Genomic DNA, 17,803 nt, shown 5'->3' on the forward strand with positions numbered 1-17,803 from the left:
GCAGAAGCCGTTCCCGCGTGCTGCGGGCCCTCGGGGGCGGGACGGACCGCCCGCCTCACCTGTGCCACCCTCGCCACCCGCGCCACCTGAGCAGCGGCGTCCCGGTGGACGGACGCCGGGGCCGGCCCGGGCCTCGCCCGCTATGACGATCGCCCCCTCGGACCGGGACGGTGCTCCGGTCCGAGGGGGCGATCGGGTCATCCCGGGATGGCTACCCGGTCAGTTCAGCCCCAACTCCTCGTCCAGCATGCTGAACAGCTCGTCCGCGGTGGCCGAGCCCAGGTCGGTCCCGGCCGGGGGCGCGCTGTCGGCGGCGGGCTCCTGGCCGGGCGCCGGCTGCTGCTGGGTCTCGGTCCACATCGACAGCAGGGTGCGCAGCCGGGTGGTGATGCCCCGGCGCTCCTCGTCGCCGGGGGTGAGGCCGGCCAGGATCGACTCCAGGCGGTCCAGCTCCGCACCGATCGGCAGGGCCGGGCCACCGGGCGCCTCCGCCCCGCGGGTCTGCTCGCGCAGGTAGCCGGCCAGCGCCACCGGGGTCGGGTGGTCGAAGATCAGCGTGACCGGCAGCCGCACCCCGGCCTGCGCGCCCAGCCGGTTGCGCAGGTCGACGGCGGTCAGCGAGTCGAAGCCCAACTCGACGAAGCCGCGCTCCGGTTCGATCGCCCCGGCGCTGCCGTAGCCCAGCACCGCGGCCACCTGGCCGCGCACCAGGTCCAGCAGCAGCCGGTCGCGCTCGGCGTCCGGCAGACCGCGCAGCCGCTCGGCCAGCGAGCGCTCCTCGGGCACCGCCGAGGCGGTGGCGGTGGCGGCCGGGCGCCGGGCCGGGATCCGCACCAGGCCGCGGAGCAGGTGCGGCACCGCGTCGGGGTCGCCCTGGCCGCGCAAGGCCGTGGTGTCCAGCCGCATCGGCACCAGCACCGGGTCGTCCAGCCCGAGGGCCAGCTCGAACAGCTCGATGCCCTCCTTGGGCGCCAGCGGCGCGAACCCGGCGCGGACCAGCCGTGCCGTGTCCGCCTCGTCCAGGCCGCCGGCCATGCCGCCCTCGGTCGCCCACAGGCCCCAGGCCAGTGCGCCGGCCGGCAGCCCCAGCCCCCTGCGGTGCTGGGCCAGCGCGTCCAGGAAGGTGTTGGCCGCGGCGTAGTTGCCCTGGCCCGCGCCGCCGAAGACACCGGAGGAGGAGGAGAACAGGACGAACGCGCCGAGTTTCTGATGCTTCGTCAGCTCGTGCAGGTGCCAGGCGGCGTCCACCTTCGGGCGCAGCACGGCGTCCAGTCGTTCGGGCGTCAGCGCGGCGAACACCCCGTCGTCGAGCACGCCGGCGGTGTGGATCACGGCGGTCAGCGGCCGGGTGTCCGGGACCGCCGCCAGCAGGGCGGCGAGCGCCTCGCGGTCGGCCGCGTCACAGGCCGCGATCGCCACCTCGGCGCCCAGCTCGGCCAGCTCCCGCGCGAGGGCGTCCGCCCCCGGGGCGTCGGCGCCGCGGCGGCTGGTGAGCAGCAGGTGCCGGGCGCCGTGCTCGGTCACCAGGTGGCGGGCGACCAGGGCGCCGAGCGCGCCGGTGCCGCCGGTCACCAGCACCGTGCCGGCCGGGTCCAGGACAGTGGCCCGCTCGGTCGGAGCGGCGGCCACCCGGCCGAGCCGGAACCCGTGCAGGACGCCTGCGCGGACGGCCAGTTGCGGCTCACCGGCGGCCAGCGCGGCCCACAGCGCGGGCCGCGGGTCGGTGGTCGCGTCCAGGTCGACCAGCACGATCCGGCCCGGGTGCTCGGCCTGGGCGGCCCGCAGCAGGCCCCAGACCGGCGCATGCACCAGGTCGGCCACGCCGCTGTCCTCGGCGGTGGCCACCGCGCCCCGGGTGGTGACGATCAGGCGGGTGTCGGCGAGGCGCTCCTCGGCGAGCCAGGAGCGGACCAGCTCCAGCACGCCCCGGGTGGCGGCGCGCGCGGCGGCTGCGGTGTCGGCGGCGGTGCCGTTCACGGCCTCCGCGGTCCTCGCGGTCTTCGCGGTCTTCGCCGTCTCCGCAGTGAAGCACGGCAGGACCACCGCCAGCGGCAGCTCACCGCTCGCGAGCAGCGCGGCCAGGTCGGCGTGCACCGCCGCCCCGTCGCCGAAGGCCTCGCCGCTCCCGGCGGGATCCAGCACCGCCCAGCGGGCCGGTGCCGGCGAATCCGCCGCCGCGGGCAGCGCCACCCACTCCGGGCGGAACAGCGAGTCGTGGAACGCGCCCTGGGCGCCGCGCAGTTGCTCGGCCGAGACGGCCCGCAGCACCAGCGCGTCCACCGAGGCGACCGGACGGCCCGTCTCGTCGGCCAGCTCCAGCGCCACCGCGTCGGTCCCGGCCGGTGCCAGCCGCACCCGAAGCTCGGCCGCGCCGGTGGCGTGCAGCCGCACCCCGCTCCAGGAGAACGGCAGCCGGGCCCGGCCCGGCTCCTGGTCGGCCGCCGCCAGGACGCCGCCCAGCGCCACCCCGTGCAGCGCGGCGTCCAGCAGTGCCGGGTGCAGGCCGAACGGCGCGGTGTCCAGCCCGGGGCGGTGCGAACCGTCCGGCGCCGCCGCGACGGCGGGCCGGATCTCCGCGAAGACCTCGCCCTCGCGCCGCCAGGCCCGGCGCAGGCCCTGGAAGAGCGGGCCGTACTCCAGACCGGCCGCCGCCATCCCGGCGTAGAAGTCGTCGAGGTCGACCGGCTCGGCGCCGACCGGCGGCCACGGCGTCGCCTCGAAGGCGATCGCCCGCTCGTCCAGCGCGGCCAGCAGGCCGGTGGCGTGCCGGGTCCACGGCTGCTCGGGCGCGGACTCCTCGCCGCGCGAGTGCAGGGTCAGCGGGCGGCAGCCGGAGCCGTCCGGCGCGCCGACCGTGATCCGCACCTGCACCCCGCCCCGCGCGGGCAGGACCAGCGGCGCGGCCAGCGTCAGCTCCTCCAGCAGCGCGCAGCCGACCTGCTCGCCCGCCCGCAGCGCCAGCTCGACGAAGGCCGTGCCGGGCAGCAGCACCGAGCCCAGCACCGCGTGATCGGCCAGCCACGGGTGGCTGGAGAGGGCGAGCCGGCCGGTGAGCACGAAGCCGCCGGAGTCCGGCAGTTCGACCGCCGCGCCGAGCAGCGGGTGCCCGGTCGGGTCGACACCGGCGGTGGCCAGGTCGCCGAGCGAGACACCCGTGTCCAGCCAGTACCGCTCGCGCTGGAAGGCGTAGGTGGGCAGGTCGATCCGCCGGGCGCCCTGGCCCGCGAAGACCGCCGCCCAGTCGACGGCCGCGCCCCGCACATGGGCCTGGGCCAGCGCCGTCAGCAGGGCTCGCACCTCCGGGCGGCCCGCCCGCAGCACCGGTGCGAAGAGCGCCGGCCCGGCCACGCACTCCTGACCCAGCGCGCTCAGCACGCCGTCGGGCCCGAGTTCCAGGTAGCGGGTGACGCCGCGCGCCGCCAGCGTCCCGATCGCGTCGGCGAACCGGACGGCCTCGCGCACATGCCGCACCCAGTACTCGACCGTGGACGGGTCGGCGTCCTGGTCGAGCGTGGAGACGAACGGGATCCGCGGCTCACGGAAGGTCAACCGCTCCGCCACCGCACGGAACTCCGCCAGCACCGGCTCCATCAACGGCGAGTGGAACGCATGGCTGACAGCCAACCGCTTCGACTTGCCACCCAGGTGAGCCACCACCTCCAACACCGCGTCCTCGGCACCCGAAAGCACCACCGAGGCAGGCCCGTTGACCGCCGCGACACCCACCTCCGAGCGCCCGGCCAGCAGCGCCAGCACCTCCGCCTCACCCGCCCGCACCGCCACCATCGCCCCACCCGCGGGCAACGCCTGCATCAACCGACCACGCGCGGCCACCAGTTCCGCCGCATCCCCCAGCGACAGCACCCCCGCCACATGCGCCGCCGCCAGCTCACCGATCGAATGCCCCGCCAGAAAGTCCGGCCGCACACCCCACGACTCCACCAACCGGAACAGCGCCACCTCCAGCGCGAAAAGCGCCGGCTGCGTGTACGCCGTCTCGTCCAGCAGCGCACCCGCCTCGGCCAGCGGCGTCGCCAAGTGCCGGTCCAGCTCCGCACGGACCGCGTCGTACGCCTCGGCGAACACCGGGAACGCCTCGTACAGTTCGGCCCCCATCCCGGCACGCTGACTGCCCTGCCCGGTGAAGAGGAACGCCGTACGGCCGGCACCGGCCGAGCCCTGCACCAGGTTGGCGCCGCCCGGCGCTCCGGTCGCCAGCGTCTCCAAGGCGTCCAGGAACTCCGCGCGGTCGCCCGCCACCAGCACCGCGCGCTGCTCCAGCGCCGCCCGGCCGGTCGCCAGCGAGAGGCCGACGTCGGCCGGCCGCAGCTCGGGCTGCTCCAGCAGCCGGGCGCGCAGCCGGGCGGCCTGCGCCCGCAGGGCCGGCTCGCCCTTCGCAGCGAGCACCCAGGGCAGCGCCCCGGGCAGCTCGGCCGTCTCCGGCAGCTCGGCCGTCTCCGGCAGGGCCGCTGCATTTTCGACGGCCGGGGCCTGCTCCAGCACGGTGTGCGCGTTGGTGCCGCTGATCCCGAAGGAGGACACCGCCGCCCGTCGCGGCCGCCCGGTCTCGGGCCACGGCCGAGCCTCAGTCAGCAGCTCCACCGCACCGGCGGACCAATCCACCTGCGGCGAGGGCTCGTCCACGTGCAGCGTCTTCGGCAGCACCCCGTGCCGCATCGCCTGCACCATCTTGATGATGCCCGCCACGCCGGAGGCCGCCTGGGTGTGCCCGAGGTTGGACTTCACCGACCCCAGCCAGAGCGGCCGGTCGGCGGAGTGCTCGCGCCCGTAGGTGGCCAGCAGCGCCTGCGCCTCGATCGGGTCGCCCAGCGGCGTGCCGGTGCCGTGCGCCTCGACGGCGTCCACCTGGTCCGCGCTCAGCCCCGCGTTCGCCAGCGCCGCGCGGATCACCCGCTGCTGCGAGGGGCCGTTCGGCGCCGTCAGGCCGTTCGACGCGCCGTCCTGGTTGACGGCCGAACCTCGCACCACCGCCAGCACCGGGTGCCCATTGCGCCGCGCGTCCGAGAGCCGCTCCACCAGCAGCATGCCCGCGCCCTCGCCCCAGCCCGTACCGTCGGCCGCCGCGGCGAAGGACTTGCAGCGCCCGTCGGCGGCAAGTCCCCGCTGGCGGCTGAACTCGATGAAGGTGCCGGGCGTGAACATCACGGTCACCCCGCCCGCCAGCGCCATCGTGCACTCGCCGTTGCGCAGCGCCTGCACCGCGAGGTGCAGCGCGACCAGTGAGGAGGAGCAGGCGGTGTCGATGGTGACCGCCGGGCCCTCCAGGCCGAGGGTGTAGGAGACCCGGCCCGAGACGACGCTGCTGGAGCCGCCGGTGCCGAGGTAGCCCTCGACCTCGTCGGGCGCGGACCGCAGCCGGGTGCCGTAGTCGTGGTACATCACCCCGGCGAAGACGCCGACCGAGCTGCCGCGCACGCTCGCCGGGTCGATGCCGGCCCGCTCGAACGCCTCCCAGCCGGTCTCCAGCAGCAGCCGCTGCTGCGGGTCCATCGCCAGCGCCTCGCGCGGCGAGATGCCGAAGAAGGCCGGGTCGAACCAGCTGGAGTCGTAGAGGAAGCCGCCCTCGCGGGTGTACGAGGTGCCGAGCGCGTCCGGGTCCGGATCATACAGCTCCTCCAGGTCCCAGCCGCGGTCGGTGGGGAAGCCCGAGATCCCGTCCCGCTCCCCGGCGATCAGCTGCCACAGCTGCTCGGGCGAGTCCACCCCGCCCGGGTAGCGGCAGGCCATCGCGACGATCGCGATCGGGTCTCCCCCAGCCTGACGGCCGGGAGGTGCCCCCAACTCCCCCGCCCCCGTGCGGGCCGTGCCCTGCTGCTGCGGTGCGGCGGACTCCGGCAGCGAGCCCAGCAGTTCCTCGCGCAGGTGGGTGGCCAGCACGCCCGGGTTCGGGTAGTCGAAGATCAGGGTCGCGGGCAGGCGCAGACCGGTGCTGGTGTTCAGCTGGTTGCGCAGCTCGACCGCGGTCAGCGAGTCGAAGCCAAGCTCCTTGAAGGCCCGTCCGGCGTCGACGGCCTCGGCACCGGCGTAGCCGAGCACCGCGGCGATCTGGCCGCGCACCAGCTCGAGCAGCGCCTGCCGCTGTTCGGCGGCGGGCAGCGGGGCCAGCCGGGCGACCAGCGCGGACTCGCCACCGGCCGCACCCGGGCCGGCCGGCGCCGCGCTGCGGCGCAGCGGGGCGCGGACCAGCCCGCGCAGCAGCGGGGCCAGCTGCCCGGCAGCGGCCTGCTCGCGCAGCGTGGCGGTGTGGATGCGCATCGGCACCAGGACGGCGTCCTCGGCCGCGAGCGCGGCGTCGAAGAGCGCCATGCCCTCGGCCGACTCCAGCGCACCGAGGCCCGAACGCGCCAGGCGGGCCAGGTCGTTGGCGTCCAGGTGGCCGCTGACGCCGCTGCGCTGCGCCCACAGGCCCCAGTCCAGCGAGGTGGCGGGCAGGCCCTGGGCCCGGCGGTGCTGCGCGAGCGCGTCCAGGAAGGCGTTGGCGGCGGCGTAGTTGCCCTGTCCCGGGCCGCCGAAGAGACCGGCGGCCGAGGAGAAGAGCACGAACGCCGACAGGTCGAGACCGGCGGTCAACTCGTGCAGGTTCCAGGCGCCTTCGGCCTTCGGCTGGTACACCCCGGCGATCCGCTCGGGGGTGAGCGAGGCGAGCACGCCGTCGTCGGTGATGCCCGCGGTGTGCACCACGGCGGTCAGGGGGTGCTCCAGCGAGCCGAGCAGCCCGGCCAGCGCCGCCCGGTCGGCCGCGTCGCAGGCCGCGACGGTCACGGTGGCGCCCGACTGCTCCAGCTCGGCGACGAGTTCGGCCGCCCCCGGGGCGTCGGCGCCACGGCGGCTGGTGAGCAGCAGGTGCCGGACACCGTGCTCGGCCACCAGGTGGCGGGCGAGCAGTGCGCCGAGCGTGCCGGTGCCGCCGGTGACCAGGACGGTGCCGGTGGGCCCGAAGCCGGTCTCGCGCGCGGCCGGAGCGGATTCGACCCGGGCCAGCCGCACGGCGTGCGGCACTCCCTGACGGATCGCCAGCTGCGGCTCCTCGTGGGCGAGAACGGCGGTCAGCGCCCGGGCGCAGCCGGCGTCGTCCGGGTCGTCCACGTCGACCAGGACGATCCGCGCGACGTTCTCGGTCTGCGCCGAGCGCAGCAGGCCCCAGGCGGCGGCGTGCGCCAGGTCGGTGACGTCCGGATCGGCAGCGGTCGCCACCGCGCCCCGGGTGACCACCACCAACTGCGTGTCGGCCGTCCGGTCCTCGGCGAGCCAGGCCTGCGCGAGCGCGAGCACCCGGTTCACGGTGGCGAGCACCGTCTCGGGCCCGGCCGTCACCGGCTGCTGCGGCGGCAGGCACGGCACGATCACGGCGTCGGGCAGCGTGCCGCTCGCCAGCAGCGCGTCCAGATCGGCGTGCGCCGGCAGGCCGCGGCCGAGGGCGCCCAGCGTCCCGGCACCGTCGCCCAGCACGGCCCAGCGCTCGTCCGCGGCAGCCGCGGCCACCGGCAGCGCCACCCACTCCGGGCGGAACAGCGACTCGTGGAACGCGGTCCGCGCGGAGCGCAGTTGCTCGGCCGACACGGCCCGCAGCACCAGGGTGTCCACCGCGGCCACCGGGCGCCCGGTCTCGTCGGCCAGCTCCAGCGAGACCCCGTCCGACCCGACCCGCGACAGCCGCACCCGCAGCGCCGAGGCGCCGACCGCGTACAGCGACACGCCGGTCCAGGAGAACGGCAGCCGGCCGTGCCAGTCCGTCCCGCCGTCGGTGTCGGCCATACCGAGCGCGTGCAGCGCGGCGTCGAGCAGGGCCGGGTGCAGGCCGAACAGCCCGGCCTCGGCCTGGGCCTGCTCCGGCAGGCGCACCTCGACGAAGACCTCGCCCTCGCCGCGCCAGGCCCGCCGCAGGCCCTGGAAGGCCGGGCCGTACTCGAAGCCCAGCCCGATCAGTGCCTCGTAGTGGCCCGCCAGGTCGACCTCGATGGCACCGGGCGGCGGCCAGGCGGCGAGCTCGAACCCGGCGGGCGCTGCACCGGTGGCGAGCAGGCCGGTGGCGTGCCGGGTCCACGGCTCCTCGGCCGGGGCCTCCTCGGGCCGCGAGTACAGGCCGAGCGCCCGGCGCCCGGCCTGATCCGGCGCGGCCACCGTCAGGCGCAGCTGCACCCCGCCCGGCCCGGCCAGGATCAGCGGCGCGGCGAGGGTCAGCTCCTCCAGCAGCGCGCAGCCGAGTTGCTCGCCCGCCCGCACGGCCATCTCGACGAAGGCCGTGCCGGGCAGCAGCACGGTGCCCATCACCGCGTGGTCGGCCAGCCACGGGTGGGTGGCCAGCGCGAGCCGGCCGGTGAAGACGAAGCCGTCGGAGTCCGGCAGTTCGGCCGCCGCACCGAGCAGCGGGTGGTCGGTGGCGCCCAGGCCCGCCATGGTGACGTCGCCGGCACCCAGCACCGGGACGTCGGGCCAGTAGTGCTCGCGCTGGAAGGCGTAGGTGGGCAGGTCGATCCGCCGGGCGCCCTGGCCCGCGAAGAACGCCGCCCAGTCGACCGGCACCCCCTGGACGTGGAGCCGGGCGACGGCCGTCACCGCGGCCTGCGCCTCAGGGCGGCCCGCCCGCAGCACCGGCACGAACACCGCGTCCCCGGTGACGCACTCCTGACCCAGCGCACTCAGCACGCCGTCGGGCCCGAGTTCCAGGTAGCGGGTGACGCCGCGCGCCGCCAGCGTCCCGATCGCGTCGGCGAACCGGACGGCCTCGCGCACATGCCGCACCCAGTACTCGACCGTGGACGGGTCGGCGTCCTGGTCGAGCGTGGAGACGAACGGGATCCGCGGCTCGTGAAAGGTCAACCGCTCCGCCACCGCACGGAACTCCGCCAGCACCGGCTCCATCAACGGCGAGTGGAACGCATGGCTGACAGCCAACCGCTTCGACTTGCCACCCAGGTGAGCCACCACCTCCAACACCGCGTCCTCGGCACCCGAAAGCACCACCGAGGCAGGCCCGTTGACCGCCGCGACACCCACCTCCGAGCGCCCGGCCAGCAGCGCCAGCACCTCCGCCTCACCCGCCCGCACCGCCACCATCGCCCCACCCGCGGGCAACGCCTGCATCAACCGACCACGCGCGGCCACCAGTTCCGCCGCATCCCCCAGCGACAGCACCCCCGCCACATGCGCCGCCGCCAGCTCACCGATCGAATGCCCCGCCAGGAAGTCCGGCCGCACACCCCACGACTCCACCAGTCGGAACAGCGCCACCTCCAGCGCGAAAAGCGCCGGCTGCGTGTACGCCGTCTCGTCCAGCAGGCCCGCCGCGGTGAACATCGCCTCGCGCAGCGGGCGGTCCAGGTGCTGGTCCAGGTGCGCGAGGACCTCGTCCAGCGCGTCCGCGAACACCGGGTAGGTGGCGTAGAGTTCGGCGCCCATCCCGAGCCGCTGACTGCCCTGCCCGGTGAAGAGGAACGCCGTGCGGCCCAGCGCCGCCGTGCCCTCGACCAGGCCCGGCGCCTGCTCGCCCGCGGCCAGCGCGGCCAGCGCGGCCCGGTGGCCGTCGGCGTCCTGCGCCACCACGACCGCCCGGTGCTCAAGGGCGGCCCGGGTGGTCGCCGACGAGTAGCCGACGTCCACCGGCCGCAGCTGCGGCTCCTGCGACAGGCGGGCGGCCAGCCGCTCGGCCTGCGCGGCCAGCGCCGCTGCTGTTCGGGCCGACAGCAGCCACGGGACCACCGGCGCCGCCACCGCCACCTCGCCGGCCGCCTCCTCGGCGAGCTCCGGGGCCTGCTCCAGCACGGTGTGCGCGTTGGTGCCGCTGATCCCGAAGGAGGACACCGCCGCCCGTCGCGGCCGGCCGGTCTCGGGCCACGGCCGCGCCTGGCTCAGCAGCTCCACCGCCCCGGCCGACCAGTCCACGTGGCTGGACGGCTCGCCGACGTGCAGGGTCCTGGGCAGCACGCCGTGGCGCATCGCCATGACCATCTTGATGATGCCCGCCACCCCGGCCGCGGCCTGGGTGTGCCCCAGGTTCGACTTGACCGAACCCAGCCAGAGCGGCTGGTCCGCGGGGCGGCCCTGGCCGTAGGTCGCCAGCAGCGCCTGCGCCTCGATCGGGTCGCCCAACGCGGTGCCCGTCCCGTGCGCCTCCACCGCGTCGACCTGACTGGCCGTCAGACCGGCCGAGGCCAGCGCCTGCTGGATCACCCGCTGTTGGGAGGGGCCGTTCGGCGCCGTCAGACCGTTCGACGCGCCGTCCTGGTTGACCGCCGAACCGCGCACCAGCGCCAGCACCGGGTGCCCGTTGCGCCGCGCGTCGGAGAGCCGCTCCACCAGCAGCATGCCCGCGCCCTCGCCCCAGCCGGTGCCGTCCGCGTCGTCCGAGAACGCCTTGCACCGGCCGTCGGCGGCCAGACCCCGCTGGCGGCTGAAGTCGATGAACGAGCCGGGGGTGGACATCACCGTCACACCACCGGCCAGCGCCAGCGAGCACTCACCGGCCCGCAGCGCCTGGATCGCCCAGTGCAGCGCCACCAGCGAGGACGAGCACGCGGTGTCCACCGTGACCGCCGGACCCTCCAGCCCCAGGCTGTAGGAGACCCGGCCCGACATCACACTCGCCGCGTTCCCCGTGCCGAGGAACCCCTCGGAGCCGTCCGGAGCGGTCAGGATCAGCGGAAGGTAGTCCTGCCCGTTGGTCCCCGCGAAGACACCCGTCCGGCTGCCGCGCAGCGAGGCCGGGTCGATCCCGGCCCGCTCGAACGCCTCCCACGAGACCTCCAGCAGCAGCCGCTGCTGCGGGTCCATGGCCAGCGCCTCGCGCGGCGAGATCCCGAAGAACCCCGCGTCGAACGCGCCCGCCTCCGCCAGGAAGCCGCCCTCCCGCACGTAGCTGGTGTCGGGGTGCTCGGGATCGGGGTGGTAGAGCGCATCGAGGTCCCAGCCCCGGTTCGCGGGGAAACCGGTGAGCGCGTCCGCGCCCTCGGCCAGCAGCCGCCACAGGTCCTCGGGGCTGCTCACGCCGCCCGGGAACCGGCAGGCCATGCCGACGACGGCGATCGGGTCGTCGTCCACCGGAGCGCTCGCGACGGCCGCGGCCGTCCTGGAGTCCACGACGGTGCCGAGGAGTTCGACGCAGAGCTGCTCGGCCAGCGCGGTCGCGTTCGGGTAGTCGAAGACCAGGGTCGCCGACAGCTTCAGCCCGGTCAGCGCGGCCAGCAGGTTGCGCAGCTCCACGGCGGTCAGCGAGTCGAAGCCCAACTCGCGGAAGGCGCGCCCGGGTTCGACCGTCTCGGGGCCCGGGTGGCCGAGCACCGCGGCCACCTGGGTGCGGACGAAGTCCAGCGCGATCCGGCCGCGTTCGGCCTCGCCCGCGACGGCCAGCCGCCGCCGCAGCGAGCCGCTCTCCCCGGGCGCCCCGCCTCCCGGCTCCGAGGCCGCCAAGGCCTGTACCGCTTCGGGGAGTTCGTCGAAGAAGGTGCTCGGACGGATCGCGGTGTACTGCGGTGCGAACTGCTCCCAGCGGATGTCCGCGACCAGCGCGTACGTCTCGTCGTGGTCCAGCGCCTGCTGCAGCGCGGCGATCGCGAGGTCGGGCGCCAGCGCCGGCAGTCCGCCGCGGCGGATCCGCTCGGTGACCACCTCGTCCACGGCCATGCCGCCCTCGGCCCACGGCCCCCAGGCCAGCGAGGTCGCCGGCAGCCCGGCCGCCCGACGCTGCTGCGCCAGCGCGTCCAGGAAGGCGTTCGCCGCCGCGTAGTTGCCCTGGCCGGGACCGCCGAAGGCACCGGCGAAGGAGGAGAAGAGCACGAAGGCGGAGAGGTCCGACCCGCGGGTCAGCTCGTCCAGGTGGACCGCCGCATCCGCCTTGGCACGCAGCACCCCCGCCAGCCGCTCCGGCGTCAGCCCGTCGAGCACACCGTCGTCCAGCACACCGGCCGCGTGCACCACCGTCGTCAGCGGGAACTCCGACGGGACCTCGGCCAACACCGCGGCCAGCGCCGCCCGGTCCGCCACGTCACAGGCCGCCACCGTCACCCGCGCACCCAGCGCGGTCAGCTCGGCCACCAACTCCGCCGCACCCTCGGCCGCCTGGCCGCGACGGCTGGTCAGCACCAGGTGCGCCGCCCCCGACCGGGCCAGCCACCGCGCCACCTGCGCACCCAGCGCACCCGTGCCACCGGTCACCAGCGCCGTCCCGCGCGGGGCGTACCCCGCCGCCACCGCCTCGGCCCGCGGTGCCCGCACCAACCGGCGCGCCAGCACACCCGAGGGGCGGATCGCCAGGTGGTCCTCGTCGCCCAGGGCGCCACCGAGCACGGCGGCCAGCCGGGCCAGCGCCCGCTCGTCGACCGTCTCCGGCAGGTCGACCAGACCGCCCCACCGCTCGGGATGCTCCTGCGCCACCACCCTGCCCAGGCCCCAGACCTGTGCCTGCACCGCCGACGCCAGTCGATCCGACCGCCCCGTCGACACCGCGCCCCGGGTCAGGCACCACAGCGGCGCCGCAACCCCGACGTCCCCCAGCGCCTGCACCAGCGCCAAGGTGCCCGCCAACGCCGCCGACGCCGACGGCAGTCCGGGCTGCGAAGCCTGCTGCAGGGCGAGCAGCGACACCACCCCGGCAACCGGCTGCCCGTCGGCCAGCAGCCCGGCCAGCTCGGCCCGCCCGACCGCCGCGGCATCCGCCTCGATCTGACGGACCGTCACACCGTGCTCGCCGAGCATCCGTCCGACCGCAGCGGCCCACGCCTCGCCACCCGGCGAGCACTCCGCGCCGGGCGGCGCCACCACGAGCCAGTGCCCCGCGGGCGACGGCCCGCGCGCATCGGTCGCCGTCACGGCCCGGGCGGACTGCGCGGTGGGCCGCCAGCCGATCCGGTACCGCCACCCCTCCACCGTGGAGCGCTCACGACCCTGCCGCCGCCACGCGGTCAGCGCGGGCAGCACCGAGCTCAGCGGCAGATCGCCCGCCACCGCCAAAGTGCTGGTCACCGCCTCCAGGTCGCCGCGCTCGACGGCCTCCCAGAAGCGCGCCTCCACCCCGTCACCGGCGACCTCCTCGGCCGCCCCCGCCTGCGCCCACGCGGCGGCAGTCGGCCAGTAGCGGCGGCGCTGGAAGGCATAGGTGGGCAGCTCGACCCGACGGGCGCCGCGGCCGGCGTAGCCCGCCTGCCAGTCGACGGCCGCGCCCCGCACGAAGATCCCGGCCAGCGCGGTGGTCAGCGCCCGGACCTCCGGGCGGCCGGACCGCAGCACCGGCGCGAACAGCGCATCGCCGGCCAGGCACTCCCGGCCCATCGCGCTCAGCACCCCGTCGGGGCCCAACTCCAGGAAGCTGCCCACCCCTTCGGCCTCCAGCGTCGCCACCGCATCGGCGAACCGCACCGCCTCGCGGACATGCCGCACCCAGTAGTCGGGCGAGCACAGCTCGTCGGCGGAGGCCGGCCGACCGGTGAGGGTGGAGACGATCGCGAGCTGCGCGGGCCGGTAGCTCAGCCCCTCGGCCACCACCCGGAACTCCGCCAGCATCGGCTCCATCAGCGGCGAGTGGAACGCATGGCTCACGCTCAGCCGCTTCGACTTGCACTCCAGCTGCCCGACGACCTCCAGGACCGCGTCCTCGGCACCCGAAAGCACCACGGCGGCGGGCCCGTTGACGGCCGCGATCGCCACGTCCGAACGCCCGGCCAGCAGCGCCAGCACCGCCGCCTCGCCCGCCTGCACCGCCACCATCGCACCACCGGCGGGCAGTTGCTGCATCAGCCGGCCGCGCGCCGCCACCAGCTTCGCCGCATCCGCCAGCGACAGCACCCCCGCCACATGCGCCGCCGCCAGCTCACCGATCGAGTGCCCCGCCAGGAAGTCCGGCCGCACACCCCAGGATTCGACCAGCCGGAACAGCGCCACCTCCAGCGCGAAGAGCGCCGGCTGGGTGTACGCCGTCTCGTCCAGCAGCGCATCCGCCTCGGCCAGCGGCGTCTCCAGATACCGGTCCAGTTCCCCGCAGACCGCGTCGTACGCCGCCGCGAAGACCGGGAACGCGCCGTACAGCTCCGCACCCATCCCCGCCCGCTGACTGCCCTGCCCGGTGAACAGGACGCCCAGCTTGCGCTCGGCCGCCACCCCCCGCACCAGCCCCGCGGCCGACTCGCCCGCCGCCAGCGCCCGCAACCCGCTCAGGAACTCCGCGCGGTCGCCGGCCACCAGGACGGCGCGCTGCTCCAGCGCCGCCCGGCCGGTGGCCAGCGAGTGGCCCACGTCCAGCGGTTCGAGGGCGGGGTCGGCCTCCAGCCGCTCCCGCAGCCGGGCCGCCTGCGCGCGCAGCGCCTCCTCGGTGCGCCCGGCCAGTGGCCAGGGCAGCGCGGCGGGCGCCGCAGCCGCCGAAGGCCCGCTGTCCGCCGCACTGCTCTCACCGCCCTCGCCGGTCTCACCTGCCTCGCCGGGTTCTGCGCTCTCCTCGGCCGGTGCCTGCTCGATGATGGTGTGCGCATTGGTGCCGCTCACCCCGAAGGAGGAGATGCCCACCCGGCGCGGCGCCCCGGTCTCCGGCCAGGGCCGCGTCTCGGTGAGCACCTCCACCGCGCCCGCGTCCCAGTCCACCTGCGACGAGGGCCGGTCCACGTGCAGCGTCTTCGGCAGCACACCGTGCCGGATCGCCATCACCATCTTGATCAGGCCCGCCACACCGGCGGCGGCCTGGGTGTGGCCCAGGTTGGACTTGACCGAGCCGATCAGCAGCGGCCGGTCCGCGGGGCGGCCCTGACCGTAGGTGGCCAGCAGCGCCTGCGCCTCGATCGGGTCGCCGAGCTTCGTGCCCGTCCCGTGCGCCTCGACCGCGTCGACCTGATCGGGCGTCAGCCGCGCACTGGCCAGCGCCTGGAGGATGACCCGCTGCTGGGAGGGGCCGTTCGGCGCCGTCAGACCGTTGGACGCACCGTCCTGGTTCACGGCGCTGCCCCGCACGACCGCCAGCACCGGGTGCCCGTTGCGCCGCGCGTCGGAGAGCCGCTCCACCAGCAGCATGCCCGCGCCCTCGGCCCAGCCGGTGCCGTCGGCGCCGTCCGCGAAGGCCTTGCAGCGCCCGTCGGCGGCCAGTCCCCGCTGGCGGCTGAAGTCGATGAGGTTGCCGGGGGTGTTCATCACCGTGACGGCACCGGCCAGCGCCAGCGAGCACTCGCCGTTGCGCAGCGCCTGCACCGCCAGGTGCAGCGAGACCAGCGAGGAGGAGCAGGCCGTGTCGACGGTGACCGCCGGACCCTCCAGCCCGAAGGTGTAGGAGATCCGCCCGGCGAGCACACTGGCCGCGTTGCCGGTGCCGAGGTAGCCCTCCACGTCGTCGGTGGAGTTCAGCAGGACGGCCAGGTAGTCCTGGCCGTTGGTCCCGGCGAAGACACCGGTGCGGCTGCCGCGCACCGACAGCGGGTCGACGCCGGCCCGCTCGAACGCCTCCCAGGCCACCTCCAGCAGCAGCCGCTGCTGCGGGTCCATCGCCAGCGCCTCGCGCGGCGAGATCCCGAAGACCGCCGGGTCGAAATCGGCGACGTCGTGCAGGAAGCCGCCCTCGCGCGTGTAGGAGGTGCCGGCGTGGTCCGGGTCCGGGTGGTAGAGCGTCTCGACGTCCCACCCGCGGTCGGCCGGGAACTCGGAGATCGCGTCCTGGCCGCCGGCGACCAGCTGCCACAGCTCCTCGGGCGAGGCGACCCCGCCCGGCAGCCGGCAGCTCATCCCGACGATGGCGATCGGTTCCTGGTCCTTCGCCTCCACCTCGCGCAGCCGCAGCCGCGTCTGCGCGAGGTCGGCCGTCACCCGCTTGAGATAGCTGCGGAGGGTCTCTTCATTCGCCATTTCGTGACCTCATTACGGCATTCCGGCTGCGCGCAGGTGCGCCCACACAGAAGGTTTTTCCGAAGCTTTCGGGTGGGCGGCGAACGTTCGACACGGCGCTTTCCGGCGCCACGGTAGAGCGGCCGCCTCAGGCGGCCAACCCCTAACCTCCCCCTAGTAGGGCTTTGTTACGTCCTGTGGTGGGGTTCGGGGGTCGGTGCGCCCGCGCGACGACCCGTCAGCACCCGCAGAACCGCCGTGACTAGGGGTTTTCCGGCCGCCGAACAGGGGGCCAAGGGGTCGAACAGGAGGTCGTTCCGGGCGCCGCGCATTTCCGGCGCGCCTACGCTGGAGCGCGAGCGGAATATGCGAGGCAGAAGCAATCGCACGGGGAAATGCGCCGTGCCATCCACCGGGGAGACGTGTTGAACGAGATGCCTCAGACGCCCGCGCAGCGCGTGGAGATCGACCGGTCGGCGGCGCCCGGCCGGGAGCCCGGGCCGATCGACATCCGCCGCTACTACGCGCACCCCGCGTACTCGGGCATCGCGACCTTCATGGGCGTGCCGCTCTGCCTCAACCAGGAGGACCTGCGGGCCGGGAACGTCGACGTGGCCGTGCTCGGCATCCCGCTGGACTCCTCGGTCGGCCACCGCGGCGCCTCCTACGGCCCGCGGATGATCCGCGCCGACGAGCGCTACGTCTTCAACACCCCCGAAGCCGTGATCAACGCCAGCACCCGGATCAACCCGTTCGACGTGCTCAAGGTGGTGGACTACGGCGACGCCGCCGTGGACCCGTTCAGCACGCCCGACTCGATCGGCCCGATCCGGTCGCTGGTGCGGGAGATCGCGGAGGTCGGCGCGGTGCCGGTGCTCCTGGGCGGCGACCACTCGCTGCTGTGGCCGAGCGTCGGCGCGCTGGCCGACGTGTACGGCCCGGAGAAGATCGGCGTGATCCACTTCGACGCCCACCCCGACTGCCACGACAGCCAGTTCGGCCACCAGGTGACCCACAGCACCCCGATCCGGCGGATCATCGAGGACGAGGGGATCCCGGCGGGCAACGTGGTCCAGGTCGGGCTGCGCACCATCACCGGCCCCGACAACCAGCTCTTCCACTGGATGCGCCGGCAGGGCATGAAGTCGCACTTCATGGCCGAGATCGAGCAGATCGGCTTCACCGCGGTGCTGGAGAAGGCGATCGCCGAGGTCCAGCAGAACGCCGAGTTCGTCTACCTCTCCCTCGACATCGACGTGCTCGACCCGGCCTTCGCCCCCGGCACCGGCACCCCCGAGCCGGGCGGCCTGACCACCCGTGAACTGTTCCCGGCCTTCCGCCGGATCTGCCACGAGACCAAGGTCATCGGGATGGACGTGGTCGAGGTCGCCCCCCACCTGGACCACGGCTACTCCACCACCATGAACGCCCGCCGCGCCATCTTCGAGGGCCTGACCGGCCTGGCGATGAACCGCCTGAAGATCGCCGGCCCGAACTACCTCAACCCGATCGTCTCCGGCCAGGTCAAGTTCCCGATGGGCTGAGGCACCCGGGCCACCGTCCGGACTCAGGAACCCAGCGCGCCCGCCACCAGTCGGCCCACCCCGCCGAGCGGGGCCATCAGGGCCTCGGGCACGTCGAACCGGCGGGCCAGCTCGGCGGGGTCCTGGTAGCTGACCCAGGTGCGGCCGTCCTGGTCCGCCCGGACCAGCGCCCGCAGCGGCAGCTCCAGCGCCAGCAGGGGCGCGGCGACCATCGCCGGCGTGCCACCGCGCGGGTTGCCGAAGACCAGCAGCCGCGTCTCGTCCATCTCCAGCCCGACCGCGCGGGCGCCGCCGCTGTGGTCCACCTCCGCGAACAGGGTCAGCCCCGCCGCGTCGATCGCCGACCGCAGCCGCTCCAGCGTCTCGTCCACCGAGAACGGGCTCACCACGCTCAACGTCCCCGCCGCCTGCGGCTCGTCCACCATCTGCTGCCTCCCGCTCCGATCACC

Annotated in this window: 3 protein-coding genes; 1 reads left to right on the forward strand and 2 read right to left on the reverse strand. The window is 75.4% G+C overall.

Translation table 11 applies throughout. The features are described 5' to 3' along the window. Nucleotides 1-219: 219 nt before the first annotated feature. Nucleotides 220-15,831 (reverse strand): type I polyketide synthase, encoded by a 15,612-nt coding sequence (locus OG500_RS07630; protein ID WP_329578013.1) that lies wholly within the window; start codon nucleotides 15,829-15,831, stop codon nucleotides 220-222. 413 nt (nucleotides 15,832-16,244) lie between these two features. Between OG500_RS07630 and OG500_RS07635 the strand changes: the two genes are divergently transcribed. Further along, nucleotides 16,245-17,354 carry an agmatinase family protein gene (locus tag OG500_RS07635; protein ID WP_327071470.1) on the forward strand — a complete coding sequence of 370 codons (1,110 nt, stop codon included), beginning with the start codon at nucleotides 16,245-16,247 and terminating at the stop codon, nucleotides 17,352-17,354. 23 nt (nucleotides 17,355-17,377) lie between these two features. Here OG500_RS07635 and OG500_RS07640 read toward each other — a convergent pair whose 3' ends face one another. Next, a complete protein-coding gene (locus OG500_RS07640) occupies nucleotides 17,378-17,779 on the reverse strand; it encodes a DUF302 domain-containing protein (protein WP_327065639.1) in 402 nt (133 codons plus the stop codon). Between the last annotated feature and the right edge of the window lie 24 nt (nucleotides 17,780-17,803).

The organism is Kitasatospora sp. NBC_01250 (assembly GCF_036226465.1).
Lineage (GTDB): Bacteria > Actinomycetota > Actinomycetes > Streptomycetales > Streptomycetaceae > Kitasatospora.